Annotated in this window: 16 protein-coding genes and 1 tRNA gene; 11 read left to right on the top strand and 6 right to left on the bottom strand. The window is 49.1% G+C overall.

Annotated elements, in window-relative coordinates; all coding sequences use genetic code 11:
- The first annotated feature begins 73 nt into the window (after nt 1-73).
- The 8 genes from rlmN (at nt 74) to T500_RS0109985 (ending at nt 6,414) form a co-directional block, all read left to right on the top strand.
- Nucleotides 74-1,111: a 23S rRNA (adenine(2503)-C(2))-methyltransferase RlmN gene (rlmN, locus tag T500_RS0110020; protein WP_028908002.1), complete on the top strand. Its 1,038-nt coding sequence runs from the start codon at nt 74-76 to the stop codon at nt 1,109-1,111.
- Complete coding sequence (locus T500_RS0110015) at nt 1,104-2,138, top strand: PdxA family protein (protein ID WP_028908001.1); 1,035 nt, start codon at nt 1,104-1,106, stop codon at nt 2,136-2,138. Before rlmN ends, T500_RS0110015 begins: the two co-directional genes overlap by 8 nt.
- Nucleotides 2,139-2,158: 20 nt before the next feature.
- The gene (locus tag T500_RS0110010; protein ID WP_028908000.1) at nt 2,159-3,163 is read left to right on the top strand and encodes a lysylphosphatidylglycerol synthase transmembrane domain-containing protein; all 1,005 of its coding nucleotides are present in this window, start codon (nt 2,159-2,161) and stop codon (nt 3,161-3,163) included.
- Nucleotides 3,164-3,227: 64 nt separating this feature from the next.
- On the top strand, nt 3,228-4,469 hold the full coding sequence (locus T500_RS0110005; protein WP_028907999.1) for a sigma-54 interaction domain-containing protein: 1,242 nt from the start codon (nt 3,228-3,230) through the stop codon (nt 4,467-4,469).
- Nucleotides 4,453-4,971: an LptE family protein gene (gene lptE / locus T500_RS0110000; protein WP_028907998.1), complete on the top strand. Its 519-nt coding sequence runs from the start codon at nt 4,453-4,455 to the stop codon at nt 4,969-4,971. Before T500_RS0110005 ends, lptE begins: the two co-directional genes overlap by 17 nt.
- 23 nt (nt 4,972-4,994) lie before the next feature.
- The gene (locus T500_RS0109995) at nt 4,995-5,771 is read left to right on the top strand and encodes a tetratricopeptide repeat protein (RefSeq protein WP_028907997.1); all 777 of its coding nucleotides are present in this window, start codon (nt 4,995-4,997) and stop codon (nt 5,769-5,771) included.
- Nucleotides 5,772-5,775: 4 nt separating this feature from the next.
- On the top strand, nt 5,776-6,171 hold the full coding sequence (secG, locus tag T500_RS0109990; protein ID WP_028907996.1) for a preprotein translocase subunit SecG: 396 nt from the start codon (nt 5,776-5,778) through the stop codon (nt 6,169-6,171).
- Nucleotides 6,172-6,331: 160 nt separating this feature from the next.
- Nucleotides 6,332-6,414 (top strand) — tRNA-Tyr (locus T500_RS0109985).
- 39 nt (nt 6,415-6,453) lie between these two features.
- On the opposite strand, the gene T500_RS0109980 is transcribed toward T500_RS0109985, so the two are convergent.
- The 5 genes from T500_RS0109980 to T500_RS0109960 form a co-directional block, all read right to left on the bottom strand.
- Nucleotides 6,454-6,930 carry a nucleoside deaminase gene (locus T500_RS0109980; RefSeq protein WP_080694856.1) on the bottom strand — a complete coding sequence of 159 codons (477 nt, stop codon included), beginning with the start codon at nt 6,928-6,930 and terminating at the stop codon, nt 6,454-6,456.
- 6 nt (nt 6,931-6,936) lie between these two features.
- A complete protein-coding gene (locus tag T500_RS0109975) occupies nt 6,937-8,775 on the bottom strand; it encodes a DUF349 domain-containing protein (RefSeq protein ID WP_028907994.1) in 1,839 nt (612 codons plus the stop codon).
- 113 nt (nt 8,776-8,888) lie between these two features.
- Complete coding sequence (locus T500_RS0109970) at nt 8,889-9,815, bottom strand: magnesium transporter CorA family protein (protein WP_013064835.1); 927 nt, start codon at nt 9,813-9,815, stop codon at nt 8,889-8,891.
- A 227-nt stretch (nt 9,816-10,042) separates the two neighbouring features.
- A complete protein-coding gene (locus T500_RS0109965; RefSeq protein WP_028907993.1) occupies nt 10,043-11,500 on the bottom strand; it encodes an aminoacyl-histidine dipeptidase in 1,458 nt (485 codons plus the stop codon).
- 3 nt (nt 11,501-11,503) lie between these two features.
- Nucleotides 11,504-12,505 (bottom strand): lysylphosphatidylglycerol synthase transmembrane domain-containing protein, encoded by a 1,002-nt coding sequence (locus T500_RS0109960; RefSeq protein WP_028907992.1) that lies wholly within the window; start codon nt 12,503-12,505, stop codon nt 11,504-11,506.
- A 362-nt stretch (nt 12,506-12,867) separates the two neighbouring features.
- Here T500_RS0109960 and rsmA point away from each other — a divergent pair, with 362 nt between their 5' ends.
- The 3 genes from rsmA to T500_RS0109945 all read left to right on the top strand — a co-directional run bounded on the left by rsmA (nt 12,868) and on the right by T500_RS0109945 (nt 17,430).
- Nucleotides 12,868-13,659, top strand: coding sequence for a 16S rRNA (adenine(1518)-N(6)/adenine(1519)-N(6))-dimethyltransferase RsmA (gene rsmA, locus T500_RS0109955; RefSeq protein ID WP_028907991.1), 792 nt, complete (start codon nt 12,868-12,870; stop codon nt 13,657-13,659).
- 41 nt (nt 13,660-13,700) lie between these two features.
- Complete coding sequence (locus tag T500_RS0109950) at nt 13,701-16,799, top strand: glycoside hydrolase family 2 TIM barrel-domain containing protein (RefSeq protein WP_028907990.1); 3,099 nt, start codon at nt 13,701-13,703, stop codon at nt 16,797-16,799.
- A gap of 166 nt (nt 16,800-16,965) precedes the next feature.
- Nucleotides 16,966-17,430 (top strand): hypothetical protein, encoded by a 465-nt coding sequence (locus T500_RS0109945; protein WP_028907989.1) that lies wholly within the window; start codon nt 16,966-16,968, stop codon nt 17,428-17,430.
- Here the strand turns inward: T500_RS0109945 and T500_RS0109940 are convergent.
- Complete coding sequence (locus T500_RS0109940; RefSeq protein ID WP_028907988.1) at nt 17,407-18,312, bottom strand: glycosyltransferase family 2 protein; 906 nt, start codon at nt 18,310-18,312, stop codon at nt 17,407-17,409. The two genes, T500_RS0109945 and T500_RS0109940, sit on opposite strands and share 24 nt — an antisense overlap.
- Nucleotides 18,313-18,320 lie beyond the last annotated feature (8 nt).

Genomic DNA, 18,320 nt, shown 5'->3' with positions numbered 1-18,320 from the left:
AAATTCGTAATATTTTCCGAGAAAACCAAATAAATTAGGGAAATTTTTCTACCTTTGCACCCAAAAAGTAAAGATGTACGACGAAAAGAAGGTATTATTAGGCATGCAGCCTGGCGAATTGCAGCAGGTGGTAACCGAATTGGGAATGCCCAAGTTTACGGCTGCACAGATTGCCAAGTGGCTCTACCAGCAACATGTTGGTAGCATTGCCGATATGACCAACCTGTCGAAGGCAAACCGTGAAAAACTGGCCGAACAGTACGAGGTGGGCTATATGGCGCCCATCGACTGTCAGCGTTCGGTGGATGGAACCATCAAATATCTGTTCCCAACCCGTAGTGGCAAGTTTGTTGAAACGGTGTATATACCAGACGGCGACAGAGCCACGCTGTGTGTATCGTGCCAGGTGGGTTGTAAAATGAATTGCTTGTTCTGTCAGACTGGTAAGCAGGGTTTTGAGGGCAGTTTGACAGCCGCTGATATCCTGAACCAGATATATGCGCTGCCTGAGCGCGACACACTGACCAATATTGTGTTTATGGGTCAGGGAGAGCCCATGGATAACCTTGATGCTATCCTGCAGGCCACCCAGGTGCTGACTGCCGATTGGGGCTATGCCTGGAGTCCGCGCCGCATCACCGTATCGAGTGTGGGTGTGAAGAACAAGCTGAAGCGATTCCTCGACGAGAGCGAGTGCCATGTGGCTATATCGATGCACTCGCCACTGCCCGAACAGCGCCAGATGCTGATGCCTGCCGAGAAGCAGATGTCGATTACCGAGGTGGTTGACCTGCTGAAGCAGTACGACTTTGCGCACCAGCGCCGTTGCTCGTTCGAGTACATCTGCTTTGCCGGACTGAACGACACCACCATGCATGCCCGTGAGATTGTGAAGCTGGTGCGCGGATTGGACTGTCGTGTAAACTTGATTCGATTCCACGAGATACCGGGTGTGGATTTGCCTGGTGCCGACGAGAAGCGCATGGAAGCCCTGCGCGACTATCTCACCGCCCACGGCGTGTTTACCACCATACGCGCCAGTCGTGGACAAGATATTTTTGCCGCTTGCGGCCTGTTATCAACCGCCAAAAAACAACAAGAAAATGGATAAGAAAATTCGCGTGGCCATCACGCATGGCGACACCAACGGCATTGGTTATGAGGTGATTCTTCGTGCTTTCGAAGACCCCATGATGCTGGATATGTGTACACCTATCATCTATGGTTCGCCTAAAGCCGCAGCCTTTCATCGTAAGGCTATGGAGATAGAAACCCAGTATAGCATTATTAACGACGCTGCCGAGGCTAAGGACGGACGTGTGAACCTGCTGGCTGCCTACGACGAGGAGGTGAAGGTGGAGTTCGGACAGCCCACCGACGAGTCGGACAAGGCTGCCAAGGCTGTGATGCAGCGCGTAAAAGAGGATATGCAGAAGCACCTGTTTGATGTGCTGGTATTGGGCCCCGTGGTGCCAAATGCCAACCCCAATCGCGACGAAAAGCCGCTTACCATCATGCTCAGCGAGCGTGTACGTATCGGCTTGCTTACCAACCATCTGCCTATCAAGGAGGTGGCTCAGAGCATCAGCGTTGAGAAAATCGTTGAGAAGGGTACCATCTTCTTCAAGAGTCTGAAGCGCGACTTCCGTGTAAACAATCCCCGTATTGCCGTGCTGGCACTGAATCCACAGCCAGGCGCCGAGGAGGAGCAGATGATTGCCCCTGCCATTGCCGAACTGGAGAAGCAGAACATGATGGCCTTTGGTCCTTATGCTGCCGAGGAGTTCTTTGCCAACAACCAGTACGAGCACTTTGATGGTGTGCTGGCTATGTACGACGATCAGGGTACACTGCCATTTAATGCGCTGGCTACCGAGTATGGCGTAAAGCTGAAGGTTGGTATGACTGCCATCTACACTACTGCCGTTCACGGTCCTGAGTTCGAGATAGCCGGTAAGGGTATTGCCGATGCCACCTCGTTGCGCCATGCCATCTATACGGCTGTAGATATGTTCCGCCATCGTGCCGAGTACGATGAGCCATTGGCTAATCCGCTGCCAAAGCTGTATCACGAGAAGCGTGAGGATGGCGACAAGGCACGTTTCCAGATGCCTCGTGCCAAGGATATCTTTAAATAAAATCACGAGAAACTAGACAAATGAATAAAAAATATCAGAACGGATTTTTCCTGTTCGGATTTATGGTACTGATTATCATGGCCTCGCAGCTCGACTTCCGTCAGGCTTGGGAGGGCATACAGCATGCGGGCTACTGGTTCGTTGGTGTGCTGGTACTCTGGGCATTCCTGTATATGATGAATACTGCCTCGTGGTATCTGATTATCAATACCATCGGCAACGAGATGGGCGTGTGTCGCAAGTGCAAGGTGGGCTTCTGGTGGCTCTATAAGATCACTATTTCGGCCTTTGCCTTGAATTATGCTACCCCAGGTGGACTGATGGGTGGCGAGCCCTATCGCATCATGTCGCTGTCGCCCAAGGTGGGCACTCAGCGTGCATCATCGTCAGTCATACTGTATGTGATGACGCACATCTATAGTCACTTCTGGTTCTGGCTGCTTAGCGTACCTCTTTATATTATCACGCAGAAGATAACACCGCTTACCTATATCCTGCTGCCCATCATCGCTGCAGTGGCACTGGCGGCCATCTGGTTCTTCCTGCGTGGCTACAAGCGTGGTATCGCCATGACGGGTATGACCATCCTGAGTCATTTCCCCATGGTTAAGAAGTGGGCTGCACCCTTTATTGAGCGCAACCGCGAGAAACTGGCCGAGGTTGACGAGCAGATAGCTGCCCTGCACAACCAGAACCCACGTACGTTCAAGCTGGCTGTGGTGCTGGAGTTGCTGTGCCGTGTGGCCTCTACGTTCGAAATCTATTTTATCCTGCTGGTGATTATGCCTCAGGTTACCATTCCGCAGTGTATCCTGATTTACGCATTTACCACGCTGTTTGCCAATATGCTGTTTTTCATGCCCCTGCAGTTGGGGGGTCGCGAGGGTGGATTCCTGATGAGTACCGAGGGCTTGAGCATGACGGCTAATGCGGGTATTTTCGTAGCCCTGCTGGTGCGCCTGCGCGAGCTGATATGGACCGCTATAGGTCTGCTTTTAATCAAGTTGGATAAGAAAGATAAGTAATAAGCGTTAAAAATCTGCCAAAATTGCAGATGTTTCAGAAAAAATATGTAATTTTGTCAGCTCAATGAAGACTTCAGAACTTCAAAACATCAAACAGCGGTACAATATCGTTGGCAATTGCGACGCATTGAACCATGTGCTCGACGTAGCCTTGCAGGTTGCGCCCACCGACCTCAGTGTACTTATCGTAGGCGAGAGTGGAGTGGGTAAGGAAATCATCCCAAGGGTGATTCACGACAACTCGCCACGTCGACGCGAAAAGTATTTCGCCATTAACTGTGGCTCTATCCCCGAGGGTACCATCGACTCAGAACTCTTTGGACACGTAAAGGGTTCGTACACGGGTGCCATCAACGATTCGCCAGGTTACTTTGGCGTGGCTAACAAGGGTACGCTCTTCCTGGATGAGGTGGGCGAACTGCCTTTGGCCACTCAGGCGCGATTGCTGCGTGTGCTCGAAACAGGTGAGTATATCCCTGTGGGTGGCACTGAGATTCGTAAAACCGATGTGCGTATTGTGGCCGCTACCAATGTGAATATCCGTCAGGCCATCAGCGAGGGTCGCTTCCGCGAAGACCTCTACTATCGCCTCAACTCGATACCCATCCAGATGCCTCCTCTGCGTGAGCGTGGCGAGGATATCATCCTGTTGTTCCGTTTGTTTGCCTTGCAGATGGCCGAGAAATATAAGATGGACCGCGTGGTACTCGACGAGGGTGCCAAGCAGATGCTGTTGCACTATAAGTGGCCAGGCAACGTTCGCCAGCTGAAGAATATCACTGAACAGATCAGTGTGCTCTCGCCCGAACGTACCATTACCGCCCAGGTGCTCAGTCAGTTCATCCCGCAGGATCACGAAACCACACAGCTGGCCCCCATCCATCGCGAGGGTAATGGCGATCACAGCTTTGAGAACGAACGCGAGATACTGTATAAGATTCTGTTCGAGCTTCGTGGTAACGTGAACGATATGCGTCGCGAGATGAGTGCGCTGAAAAAGCAGCTCGACGATGTGCAGACAGCATCGCCTGTTACACCTCAGGTTGAGCATATGCCACCCACCACATTCCCAACACCTATCACCCAGCATCCAGCACCCGTGGCTTCTGTAGAGGATGCCATCGCCGAGGAGTATATCGAGCCCGAGAAGGAGCTTGAGAGCCTGAACCTGAACGATATGGGTAAGCAGATGCTGGAGAAGGCCTTGGAACGCAACCATGGTAATCGTAAGAAAGCCGCCCAGGAACTGGGTATTAGTGATAGAACCCTTTATCGCAGATTGAAACAGTATGGCTTGGATCAATAAGATAAAAACAATCGTGTTTGTTGCTGCTATCGCAGTTGTAACAAGCTGCTCCGTGAGCTATAAGTTCAACGGTGCCAGCATCGACTATTCGCAGACCAAGACCATCACGATTGCCGAGTTCCCCATCCGCAGTAGCTATGTGTGGGGACCTATGGGCCCGATGTTCAACAATCAGCTGAAGGATCAGTTTGCTAACCACACCCGTTTGGAACAGGTTAAGCGTAATGGCGACCTGAAGATTGAGGGTGAGATTATACGCTACGAACAGCGTAACAAGAGCGTGAGCGCCGAGGGCTATTCGGCTATGACTGAGCTCACCATGACAGTGAACGTACGATTTACGAATAACAAGAACCACAACGAAGATTTTGAGCAGCAGTTTACTGCCTCGCAGAGCTACGAGACTACACAGAGTCTGAACGCCGTGCAGGAGGAACTGGTAACGCTCATGGTCAAGGACCTCTGCGACCAGATCTTCAACCGTACCGTAGCCAACTGGTAATTTAATGTTAAGATAATAGCGTAATGGAGATTACAGAACTCATTAAGCATCCTGAACAGATGGACCGCGAAACGCTTTACGAGCTACGTTCGCTGCTGGCTCTGTATCCCTATTTCCAGACGGCCCGTCTGTTGATGCTGCAGAATCTGTATCTGCTGCACGATCCTACATTCGACGAGGAGCTGCGTCGCGCATCGGCCTATATCACCGATCGTCGCGTGCTGTTCCAGATGATCGAGGGTCGCCATTACGAGTATCATCCTGTGGCTAAGCCTGCACCTGCAGCAAAACCTGTTCAGCAGTCAGCTGAGCCTACAGAAGATCGTACCATCTCGCTGATTGATAACTTCCTGGATAGTATCCCCGAGGAGGCTAAGACTGATACACAGAAGCCCAAGCGCAAGCCTACGCCTGCTGATGCTGCTGTGGACTATGTGGCCTACCTGATGGATATCGAGCCCGATGGTGGTCAGGAGATGCCTGGCGAGATGCCGAAAATGTTTGGTCAGGACCTGATTGATTCGTTCATAAATGATGACAAAGGTGGCTTCCAGTTGCGCGAGGTGCCTGAGTACCGTCCTGAGCCCCAACCAGAGCCATCTGAGGACGAAAATGGGGTTGAAAGTGAGTACTTTACCGAAACTTTGGCACGAATTTATATCAAACAGGGTAGATATTCGAAAGCTTTAGAAATAATTCAGCGATTAAGTTTGCAAATTCCGAAAAAAAATGCTTACTTTGCAGATCAAATACGTTTCTTAGAGAAATTAATAGTAAATAGTAACAAAAAAAATAAATAAAAAAATGTACACATTATTTGTAATTCTCATTGTGGTTGCAGCACTGCTCATGATCGGCATTGTGCTCATCCAGGAGTCAAAGGGAGGCGGTCTGGCTTCTCAGTTCTCAGGTTATAACCAGATTGGTGGTGTTCGTAAAACTACCGACTTTATCGAGAAGGCCACTTGGTTCCTCGCTGGTTTCATGGTACTCGTTAGCGTTTGCTGCGCTTATGTAGCTCCTCAGGCTGGTGGCGACACCTCTGTGATGGAGAACTATCAGGCTCCTGCTACCAATCCTAACAACCTGCCTGGTTTCGGTGCCAGTCAGCAGAAAGACGCAGCTGCTCCTGCAGCTCCTGCTACTGAGGCTCCCGCTGCTGAGGCTCCTGCTACTGAGGCTCCTGCTGAGAAGAAGTAAAAAACTTCTTTTCGCCTAACAAAAACAATGGAGAGTTTGCACATGCAAGCTCTCCATTCTTCTTTTTTTTAGCCGATTATGCATTATTTCTAAAATTTCTTGCCCTAAAATTTGCACAGCTCAAAAAATCTTAGTACCTTTGCACCCGCATTTGAGCGATGGGTGTTTTCCAGAGTGGCCAAATGGGGCAGACTGTAAATCTGCTGTCTTTCGACTTCGGTGGTTCGAATCCATCAGCACCCACAAAAAAAGAGATCTGCTTAGCAGGTCTCTTTTTTGTTTTTAATACTCTGTTTTATCAGTCTTCTCAGTCCACAGACGGAAGGTGTGTAGCGCCTCGTCGCGCAGCAGTGGCACTATGGGCACTGTACGTTTGTCCATGGGGCGTTCCAGCTCCTCGTAGATGAAATCATCGGCAAACTGAATGTCGCGGGCATCCTTACGGGTGTTGCCGTAGAATATCTTGCTGATACGAGCCCAATAGATGGCGCCTAAGCACATAGGGCAGGGTTCGCACGAGGTGTAGATGGTACATCCCGAGAGATCGAACGTGCGCAGCTTAAAGCATGCCTTTCTGATGGTATTAACCTCAGCATGAGCTGTAGGGTCGTTATCAATGGTTACACTGTTGCTGCTACCAGCAATAATCTCGCCGTCCTTTACAATGACAGCCCCAAAGGGACCACCGCCTCGCTCAACGCTTTCGTTGGCGAGGCGGATGGCTTCCCTCATAAATTTCTTATCTTGTTCTGTTATCATCCGCAATTATTGTTTGTTTTCTGCATCAATAGCCTTGATCTTCTCGCGAATCAGGTTCATATCGTCCTTCAACTTCTGTACCTTGCGGTTCATCTCGTCAATCAGGCTGTTACCCTTCTTAGAGCTGGCATTCAGGAATCCGAGGTTGTTCTCGTAGGTCTGAATCTCCGACTTCAGGTTCTCGTATTGGCGGAACAGGCGTGTGCGCTCGTTGTCGAGGGCATTCTCGCCGCGCTCAGCTACGTTCTTCAGGTTCTGTTTAAAGTTGTTCAGCTTGCGCTTGGCTACGCTGATGTTCAAATCCTTATACAGCTTGTCGAGCACTGCGTGGTACTCCTTATAGAGCTTATCCTTCTCTTTATAAGGTACGTGACCTACAGCGTTGTACTCATCAACCAGCTTCTGTACCTTATCGGCAACCTCTTCGCCTGTCTCTGTAGCCAGTGCCTTCAGCTGCTCGATGATACCCAGCTTCTTCTCCAGGTTCTCGCGCTCCTCGCCACGTGCACCAGCACCAGCGGCATTGCGGGCCTCGAAGAAGGTGTTGCAGGCTGCCAGGAACTCCTCCCACAGCTGGTCGCCCAACTTCTTAGGTACCATACCAATGGTCTTCCACTCCTTCTGCAGAGCGATGAACTTATCGCTGGTAGATTTCCATTCGGTTGATGACTGCAGCTCCTTAGCCTTCTCAATCAGGGCGCGCTTCTTCTCGGCATTCTCCTTGAAGGTTTCTTTCAAACCCTTGAAGTAAGCTGCCTTGCGACCAAAGAAATCGTCGCAAGCGGCACGGAAACGCTCAAATATCTTCACGTTCATCTTCTGAGGTGCAAAACCAATGGTCTTCCACTCAGTCTGAATATCGATAATCTGCTTGGTGTGCTTCTCCCAATCGCCACTGCCCTTGTTCTCCTCGGCAGCAATGGCCTCTACCTTCTCGCAAAGTACGGTCTTACGGGCCAGGTTGTCTTCCTCCTTGGCACGAACACCCTCAAAGTGCTGCTGGTGGCGCTTGTTGATAACGCTTGATGCAGCCTTGAAACGGTTCCAGATTTCCTCGCGCTGCTCCTTGGCAACAGGACCAATCTCGCGATACTCCTGGTGCAGCTTCTGTAACTGGTGGAAGGCGCTGATCACATCCTCCTCGTCGGCCAGCTTTTCAGCAGCCTCGCAGAGAGCGGTCTTCAGCTCCAGGTTCTTCTTAAAGTCGTACTCGCGTGCTTCGCTGTTCAGGCGGAGCATATCGTAGAACTGCTCTACGTACAGCTGATAGTTGCGCCACAACTCGTTGGCCTTATCAGCTGGCACATTCTTAATTTCGCGCCACTGTTCCTGCAGGGCCTTGAACTCCTTGTAGTTCTTGTTAGCCTCGTCGGGGGTTGTTACCATGGCCTTAATGCGGTCGATGATAGCCAGTTTCTTGGTCAGGTTCTCCTGCTTTTCAGCCTCCTGCTCCTTGAAAATCTTGGCGCGCTTTTCCTTGATGATGCCCATCTCGGCCTTGAATGCCTCTTCCTGCTCGTCGGGCGTGTACTGGTACTGCTCAGGATCGCCACCTGCATCGAGATAAGCTTTGAGCTTAGCCTCGCGCTCAGCTACATGCAGCTTGTAGAACGACGACTTCAGATACTCTACTTCGTCCTTCTGTGGAACTTCCTCGCCATGCGCAATGTCCTGCAAACGGTGCAGCACATCGGCTTTGGTCTCGTAAACCACACGAGTCTGCTCCTCGGCCTGCTCTGTTGCTGGCTCCGAGTTTTCAGTTGTTTCTACTTGAGAGGTAACCTCTTCGTTAACTACTTCTTCGTTTTTACCCAGTTCGAGGGTATTCTCTTGAGAGTCCATCATTTAACTATTAAATTACTACTAAATGATGCTTAGCATCATCACATTTGGGGTCAAAATTAAACATTATTATTTAATTAACCTAATTTTTTGGCGTTTTTTTGCGTTTTTGAGGCCTAAACCAGTCGTTTATGACGGAAAATACCCCATGCAATAGCCGAAATGGCGACAGAAATGATGACTGCCAAGATGAATCCCCATGGTTTGGATTCCATGCCGTTGATTAGGTTCATACCGAACATCGACGTCACCAGCGTAGGTATCATCATCAGGATGGTTACCGTAGTAAGTGTACGCATCACGGTGTTCATGTTGTTATTGATAATACTTTGATAAGTGTCCATTGTCGACTCGAGAATGTTCGAGTAAATCATGGTGGTTTCGCGGGCCTGCGTCATCTCAATGGTTACGTCTTCAATCAGGTCGGCATCCAGCTCGTCGATCTGCAGCTTGAACTTCAGTTTCGACAGCAGGGTCTCGTTACCACGGATAGAGGTCTGGAAGTAGGTGAGCGAGTCTTGCAGTCGGCTCAAGCCAATCAGACTCTCGTTGTTCACCTCTTTATCCAGGTTGCGCTTAGCCTTATCTACCAGCATCGAAATCTGCTTCAGTCGCTTCAGGTACCATACGGCACTCGAAAGGAACAGGCGGAAAATCATATCTACGTGGTCGGTAAAACCTTCGCCACGCTTCTGCTGGAAACTCACGAAATCAATCATCACGTTTGTCTCGTAAAAACAAACGGTAATAGTAACATCACGTTTATGAATGATACCCAAGGGTACAGTGGTGTATGGCGTGCGCGATCGTATCTCTTTTACGTAAGGGATACGCAGAATGATCAGCATCCATCCGTCGTCGTACTCATAGCGTGCACGCTCATCGGTATCGCTGATGTCCGACATGAAGTAGTCGGGGATATTAAACTTCTCTTCGAGTTCGCGCTGGTCGTCTTCGGTGGGGCATGTCACCTGTATCCAGCAATTGGGCTGCCAGTCCTTTATCTGGGTCAGTCCGCCTTGGGTATTCCAGAATGTCTTCATTTTGCTAATCCGTTTGACAAGTGGTAATTAACAATCAATACTTTAGCGGCAAGAGGATTAGCGGTCTTGCCTGCCACCCTCCAGCCTAACAGTTGTTACTATTCGCCGGGTAATCGTCCATAATGTTTGTTATTAAATTGATTTATCGTGTGCAAAGGTAAAAAAAAAGCGCGGACCTGCCAAGCAAATCCGCGATTTTTTATTTCAAATTTTCAAATTTTCAACTTTTACTTCTCAGGAATTACTTCGAGTGTATGCTTCAGCAGTGTCCAGAATGGATCTACGGTTGCAATCAGGGCACGCTCGGTAGTGGTGTGAGGCGACTTCATGGTGGGGCCGAAGCTTACTACATCCAGGTGTGGATACTTGCCTAAGATGATTGAGCACTCCAGTCCGGCATGGTCAACCTGGATGATGCCATCCTGGCCAAACAGGGCCTTGTATTCCTTGCAGAGCAGGTTCAGAATCTCGCTCTCGGGGTTGGGGTCCCAACCACCATAGCTGCCAGCTGTCTCAACCTTCATGCCTGCCATGTTAAAGCAGCTCTCCAAAGTCTTTACAATATAGTCCTTCATATCCTCACGACTTGAACGAGCCAGAATCTTCAGCGAAGCCTTGCCCTCGCCAATGTTGATGATGGCCAGGTTACTAGATGTCTCTACTACGTTAGGATAGCTGGGGATCATGCGGATCACACCGTCGTGACAGCCATAGATGGCGTTAATCAGGTTATCCTGGATCTCAACAGGAACCTCCATCTTTGGTGTCTCTACATCCTCGCAGAGTACCTCGATACCACTCTCAATGCCTTTGTACTCATCCTGGAAGTCGTCCTGCCAGTCGGCAGCCAGCTCCTTCAGGGCAGCTACATTCTCCTTTGGCAATGTGAGCACAGCCTCGGCTTTGAATGGGATAGCGTTACGCATGTTGCCACCCTGCCAGCTGGCCAGACGGGCCTCGCACTCCTCGATAGCCTCACGAACCACGCGAACCAACAGCTTGTTGGCATTACCACGACCCTCGTGAATCTCCAGTCCTGAGTGTCCGCCACGCAGACCCTTTACAGTTACCTTAACAGCGGCGTCGTCGGCCTCGGTCTCTACCTCTTTATAATCCAGAGTAGCAGTTACATCGATACCACCAGCACTACCAATTACAAACTTACCCCAGCACTCAGAGTCGAGGTTCAGCAGAATGTCGCCATTCAGCTCGCCTGCGGGCAGGGCGTTGGCGCCAAACATACCAGTCTCCTCATCGGCAGTAATCAGTGCCTCGATAGGTCCGTGCTGCAAGGTCTTATCCTCCATCACAGCCATGATGGCAGCTACGCCTAAGCCGTTATCGGCACCTAAGGTAGTACCCTTGGCCTTTACCCACTCGCCGTCAATCCATGGCTCAATGGGGTCGGTCTCAAAGTTATGAGTGCTTTCAGGTGTCTTCTGTGGAACCATGTCCATGTGTGCCTGCAGAATCACGCCCTTCTTCTTCTCCATACCTGGCGAAGCGGGTTTGCGCATCACAATGTTATCAGCGGGGTCCTTAAAGGCCTCTACACCTGCCTGCTTGGCAAAATCAAGCAGAAACTGTTGTACTTTCTCCAAATGTCCAGAAGGACGTGGAACCTGTGTGAGTGCATAGAAATTTTTCCAGATGCACACTGGGTTCAGATTTTTAATCTCACTCATAGTTTATTTTTTAATTGGGTTAAAACGTTTCGTAAACAGTAAGGCGGCCCAGGCGTAGATGCCTAATGCAACCACCAGCATCGTCTGTACGGTGTGAACAATCAGTACAAACCACAGGGCCTGCTCATCAGCCACACCATAGAGTATCAGCATGGTCTTGATGGCAAAATGCCACGGACCTGCACCATTAGGTGTAGGCACGATAACGGCAAAGTTGGCTACCACAAACGATACCAGCGCACAGCCGATTCCTAAGTTCTCGGTAAAGTCGAAGCAGAAGAAGGTGAGGTAGTAATGCAGAAAATACATCACCCAGATGCCTATCGAGAAAAATAGATAGAGTGGCAGGTTGCGTACCCCCTTCAGCGAGAGCACACCTTCCCAGATGCCACCTAACGTCATTTTTACCTTATTATATATAGAGAAGTTTTTCAGCAACAGGTGAAGCAATATCAGTACTGCCACAGCGCAGATGGCTGTTACTACCCATCCCATTACCGAGAAACTACCTAATATTCTGTCGAGCGATGTGCCAGTTTTGCGGAAGAAGGTGCCAAACACGCTCATCTCTACAAGCAGGATAATACCCGAGTATATCATTACGATCAGCGTATCTACTGCACGCTCTGTAACAACCGTGCCTAAGGCTTTTGAGAATGATATGCCGTCGTAGCGCTTGAGTAAGGCGCAGCGCGAAAACTCGCCGATACGTGGAATAATCAAACTGGCTGCATAGCTGATGAATACCGCATGATGGCAGACTGACGAACGAGGGTGCTCGCCCATCGGCTCCAATGTCTGCTTCCATCGCCATCCACGAAACATCTGTGCCAAGATTCCAAAAGGGAAGGATAGCAACATCCAAGTCCAATTCATTTCCTCAGTCAGCACATGACTGATTGTCGAGAAGTCCTCACCACGATACATCCACCACAAAATGGCGCCGCCAAGTATAAAGGGCAGCACCACTTTAGCAACGCTACTGATGATGTTTTTTAATTCCATGCCGACAAAGGTACGAATAATAATTGATACGTGTCAAAGAAAGCTCACTTTTTTGCCTTTTTTCTACTATTTTCTTGGCTGTGCGCGATAACAGTCGTATCTTTGCACCAGTTTTAAGGATAACAAATAAATAAAAAGATTAGAGAAAGGAATTAATTATGGTAACTTTAGAGACAAGTTTTTTATTAATGACCATGGCTGCCTTCGCATTAGCTGTATCACTGGTAGTAACCGTTGCTGTTAATGTAGACAACAATAAGTAATTGAACAAAAAATTGAAAAATGGAGTCGCAGATTTTCGAATCTGCGATTTTTTTTGCGCTATATTTGGATTTTTACTCGTTTATTCGTACCTTTGCCGCATGAAACAAGTTAGACCCAAGAAAAATCTCGGCCAGCACTTTCTGACCGACTTGAATATCGCCAAACGTATTGCCGATACCGTTGATGCCTGTCCCGACATTCCTGTACTGGAAGTTGGTCCTGGCATGGGTGTGATGACTCAGTATCTGGTAGAGAAGCCCCGTCCCTTCAAGGTGGTTGAAATCGACCGCGAGAGTGTGGCTTATCTGCAGGAACATTTCCCACGCCTCAATGATAATATCATTGGTGGCGACTTTTTGCGTATGGACCTTCGTGAGGTGTTTGATGGGCAGCAGTTTGTGCTCACAGGCAATTATCCTTACGATATCTCATCGCAGATTTTCTTCAAGATGCTCGATAATAAGGATCTTATTCCCTGTTGCACAGGCATGATACAGCATGAGGTAGCTGTGCGTATGGCCTCGCAACCAGGCAACAAGCAATATGGTATCCTGTCGGTACTTATTCAGGCCTGGTACAATGTGGAGTATCTCTTTACCGTAGAGCCAGGTGTGTTCAATCCCCCTCCCAAGGTACAGAGTGCCGTTATCCGCATGACGCGTAATGAGGTTACCGATCTGGGGTGCGACGAGCAGTTGTTCCGTCGCGTGGTAAAAGCTACCTTCAACCAGCGTCGCAAAATGCTTCGCGTATCCCTGCGTCAGATTTTCGACGCCAACCATCCTGCCCCAGCAGGTTTCTTCGAGGATGAGATGATGACTCGTCGTCCCGAACAGCTCTCTATCCCCCAATTCATTGAACTGACTAACAAAGTTTCAAAAGCATTATAATCAGATTATCAAAAAATTCATTTCTAAAAACGACCGATATGATTAGAAAACTAGTTTTATTATGTGTGTGTGGTGCATTCACTATGGCGAGTGCACAGAAAACACCCGTGTGGAGAGATGCCAGTGTGAACCAGCAGAACCGCGAACCGCGTAGGGCACACTTCTTTGCCTTTGAGAACGAGGCCAAGGCTAAGGGCGACAAAAAACAGAGCGATCGCTACCTCTCGATGGAGGGTAAGTGGAAGTTCAACTTCGTGAAGAACCATCAGGATGCGCCTAAGGGATTCTATGCCCTGAAGTACGACGATTCGAAATGGGTGGATTTCCCTGTGCCAGGCCTGTTCGAGATTGAGGGCTATGGCGACAAGATTTATAAGAACATGGGCTATGCCTGGTGCACAACCTTTAAGAACGAGCCTCCATATATTGGCGAGACCAACAACTATACTGGTTCGTATCGCCGCACCTTCGACCTGCCACAGAACTGGAAGGGTCAGGAGGTTTACTTCCATGTAGGTTCGGCTACCAGTAACCTGGCTGTTTGGGTGAATGGTAAGTACGTGGGCTACTCGGAGGATTCGAAGGTGGCTGCCGAGTTTAACATCACCAAGTATCTGAAGCCTGGTAAGAACCTGATTGCGATGCAGATTATGCGCTGGTGCGACGGTAGCTATCTGGAGGATCAGGACTTCTGGCGCTTTACAGGTATCGCCCGCGAGGTGTATCTGTATGCTACACCAAAGGTACACATCAAGGATATTACCATCGGACAGGACTACGTGCAGGGTAACGGCGTGCTGAATGTGGATGTGAAACTGGCTGGTAAGGCTACCGTTGAGGCCAAGCTGTTTGATGCTGCTGGCAACCAGGTGGCCGAGGGCTTGCAGGCTACAGTGGCTAATGCCAAGGCATGGACGGCTGAGACGCCTAACCTGTACACCTTATATATATATCTGAAGCAAGGCAACAAGACACTTGAGGTGATCAAGAAGAAGATAGGTTTCCGCCATATTGAGATTAAGGGCGGACAGCTGCTGGTGAATGGCAAGGCTATCCTGATTAAGGGTGCCGACCGCCACGAACTGGATCCTGATGGTGGCTACATCGTGAGCGTGGAGCGCATGATTCAGGATATCAAGATTATGAAGCAGCTGAACATCAATGCAGTGCGTACCTGTCACTATCCCGACGATCCACGTTGGTATGACCTGTGCGATGAGTATGGTATCTACCTGACTGCTGAGAGCAATCTGGAGAGCCATGGTATGGGTTACAATGAGAAGACTCTGGCTATCCGTCCTGATTTTGAGAAGGCTCACATTGAGCGTCAGGAGGGTAACATGATTACCTATAAGAACCACCCCAGCATTATTGTCTGGAGCTTGGGTAACGAGGCTGGCTATGGTGCCAACTTTGAGAAGGCTTACGCTTGGGTAAAGGCTTACGATAAGACCCGTCCCTGCCAGTATGAGCGTGCAGGCATCGAAGGTGCTACAGATATCTACTGCCCTATGTATGCTGATTACAACTGGTGTGAGAAATACTCGAAGGGCGAAGTAACTGGTGGTAAGGTTGAGAAGCCATTGATTCAGTGCGAATATGCCCACGCTATGGGTAACTCGATGGGTGGCTTTAAAGAGTACTGGGACCTGATTCGCAAGGAGCCTCACTATCAGGGTGGTTACATCTGGGACTTTGTAGATCAGGGTATGCGCGATAAGAGCAAGGTTACTGGTAAGGAGATTTTTACTTATGGTGGCGACTATGGACGCTATCCTGCCAGCGACTACAACTTTAACTGTAATGGTATTATCGCACCAGACCGTCGCCTGAACCCACATGCCTACGAGGTACGCTACTACTACCAGAATGCTTGGATTACTGATAAGGACCTGAAGGAAGGACGCTTTGAGGTTTACAACGAGAACTTCTTCAAGACACTCGACGATATGGAGCTGGAGTGGTTTGTTGGTGGTGCTGGTGCCCATCATCACGATGGCAACCGTCCTGAGGGTATGAGCTTCGGACATGGTGGTAAGATTGACGTGAGTGGCATTGCTCCACAGCAGCGTAAGGTGATTACCGATGAGGCTATGAAGAAGACCATCGAGCGTGTATTAGGACACCACGGTGATCAGGAGATTTTTGTAATCTTCCAGTTTAAGGCCAAGGAGGCTCAGCCACTGGTAGAGAAGGGACAGGTAATGGCTCGCCAGCAGTTTACCCTCTCTCAGTATCAGTATCCTGAGCTGAAAGCCGAGAAAACCAGTGTGCAGACCGAAGAGGCTGAGAGCTACGTAAAGATGGAGGCTGCCGGTACTACACTGACCATTGGTAAGTGGAGTGGTTGGATTGATTATCTGGATGTAGATGGTAAGGCTATGCTTGAGGATCGTGAGAGCATTGTGCCTGAGTTCTGGCGTGCACCAACTGATAACGACTACGGTGCTGGTTTGCAGAACCGCTTTGGTGTTTGGAAGAACCCTGAGATGAAACTGAAGGAGTGCAAGGTTGATGGCAACACCGTGGTATCGGTATTTGAGATGCCTGCTGTAAAGGCTACACTCACCATGACCTACACACTGACTGCTGATGGTGAGGTGATTGTACGAGAACAACTGGCTGCCGATAAGGATGCCAAGGTGGCTCCTATGTTCCGCTATGGTGTGCAGCTGCAGATGCCTAAGGAGTTTGATGCTATCTGCTACTATGGTCGTGGACCTGTTGAGAACTATATCGATCGTAATTCGAGCGAGTTCTTAGGTGTTTACGAGAATAAGGTATCGGCAGAGTATTTCCCATACATCCGTCCACAGGAGGCTGGTAACCACACAGATGTACGTTGGTTCCGCGTTGTGAATGCTGAGGGTAACGGCTTGGAGTTCTACAGCAATGCACCTATGGAGGCCAGCGCACTGAAGTTCTTGACAGAGGATCTTGACGATGGTGCTGTGAAGGATAAGAAGTTTGGACGTCACTCTGGCGACCTGGTTGAGCGCCCACAGACTCAGGTGCACATTCAGCAGCGCCAGATGGGACTGGGATGCGTAAACTCATGGGGTGCATGGCCTAGAAAAGAATACATGATGGAGTATCAGGATTATGACTTTACATTCGCTATCCGTCCAGTAAAAAAATAAAATGAGCGCATTTTAAGCGTTTTAAGAGCAAAGTGTAACCGCCTGCGGCTTGATTTCGGTCAAAAAGTAGCCAGCAGGCGGTTATTTTATGAATTTTTAGCCAAAAACGCTTGGAGGGTACCTTTTAAATTATTACCTTTGCACCATGAAACAAAGATGGATTGATATGAAGATGAGAGAAAAAGTAACAATTTTACTGATCGCCCTGATGATGGGTCCGATCGTAAGCTATGCAGAGGATGCTCAGGTCACCAGTGAGTGTGACACCACTTATATTAAGCTCGACGAGAATCGCGTGCCCATTACACATGTTAACTTGACATACGATGAACTCGTAGAGAAGGTTGGTGAATTGGAGACTATCCTGGAGACTGATGAGTTCCAGCTTTATGCTGCTGGTGATTATACCTATAAGGTAGTAGGTGGAATTGTAACATCTATGGCTATTCAGATTGCTGATGATAACAACGATAAGGTGGTTTACAATCAGATTCTGAATACACTGGCCAAGAGCAACTCAGTGAAGGATACGCATAACACTGGCGGTAACTACTACCAGTATGCCAACTTCCAGATTCAGTTTGACGACTTTGAAGGTTACGAGAAATTAACCTTCTCGGTGCTTGAGTAGAGTTAGGTAATACCCCAAGCGGTATAATTGATAAAGAGAGAGTAGAGGGCGGGATCCACAAAGGTTCCGCTTTTCTGTTGCTCCAAACATACGGTGCCATAGGCGGATGAACCACAGAATGGCAGGGATATGGATGCCCTGAACCAATGTAAGCAGGCGCGAATAGCCTCTTAGTTCGTTGCGGAACTGATAGAGTGTGCGCAAGTTGCGTTCGGTTTTATCCATGTAATCTGGATTCGATTCAAATTCGGTCATCACTATAGGGTTATCGATATGTAGCGCGGCTATGTGCTGCTGTTTGAGTTGTTTGCCAAACAGCACATCCTCGTAGCCACTCTTGGTGAATCGCTCGTCGAATGGGCATTTGGCAAAAACTTCGCTACGAATCATAAAGTTGGTCGATCGGAACTCCTGATACTTGTTTTTCTGACGCATCGCGGCACTATGTGCTGGCTCGGCCTCCTTTTCGTACTGGTATCGCAGATTGTTGGCCATCTCGGGTAGAGTAGCCACAGCAATACCCCCATTGACAACATCCGTATGTTGCTCCATATATATATAATAGGTATATAGGAACTGCGGATTAGGGATGCTCACATCGCAATCGATGAACAGCAACCATGGATGCTGACTGATGGAAGCTAAATAGTTGCGATTGGCAGCACTACCGATATTGGTGGCTCGAGCTATAAAACGCGCCTGGGGCAGGTTGTTTATAGCCTGGTTAGCTGCCACGGATTCTCTATTAGGCGAGGCATCGTCGGACACGATAATCTCGTAGCTAACGTTAAGTGCCTGAGCCTGTTGCGACAGGATTTCGACTAACTTAACGCACACCGTATTATAGGTCGGAATTAATATCGATAGTGCTTGTTTACTCATTTCAGAGT

This window comes from Xylanibacter ruminicola Ga6B6, from assembly GCF_000687715.1.
In the GTDB taxonomy this organism is placed as follows: Bacteria; Bacteroidota; Bacteroidia; order Bacteroidales; family Bacteroidaceae; genus Prevotella; species Prevotella ruminicola_B.
This window is presented reverse-complemented; position numbering and strand designations above follow the sequence as displayed.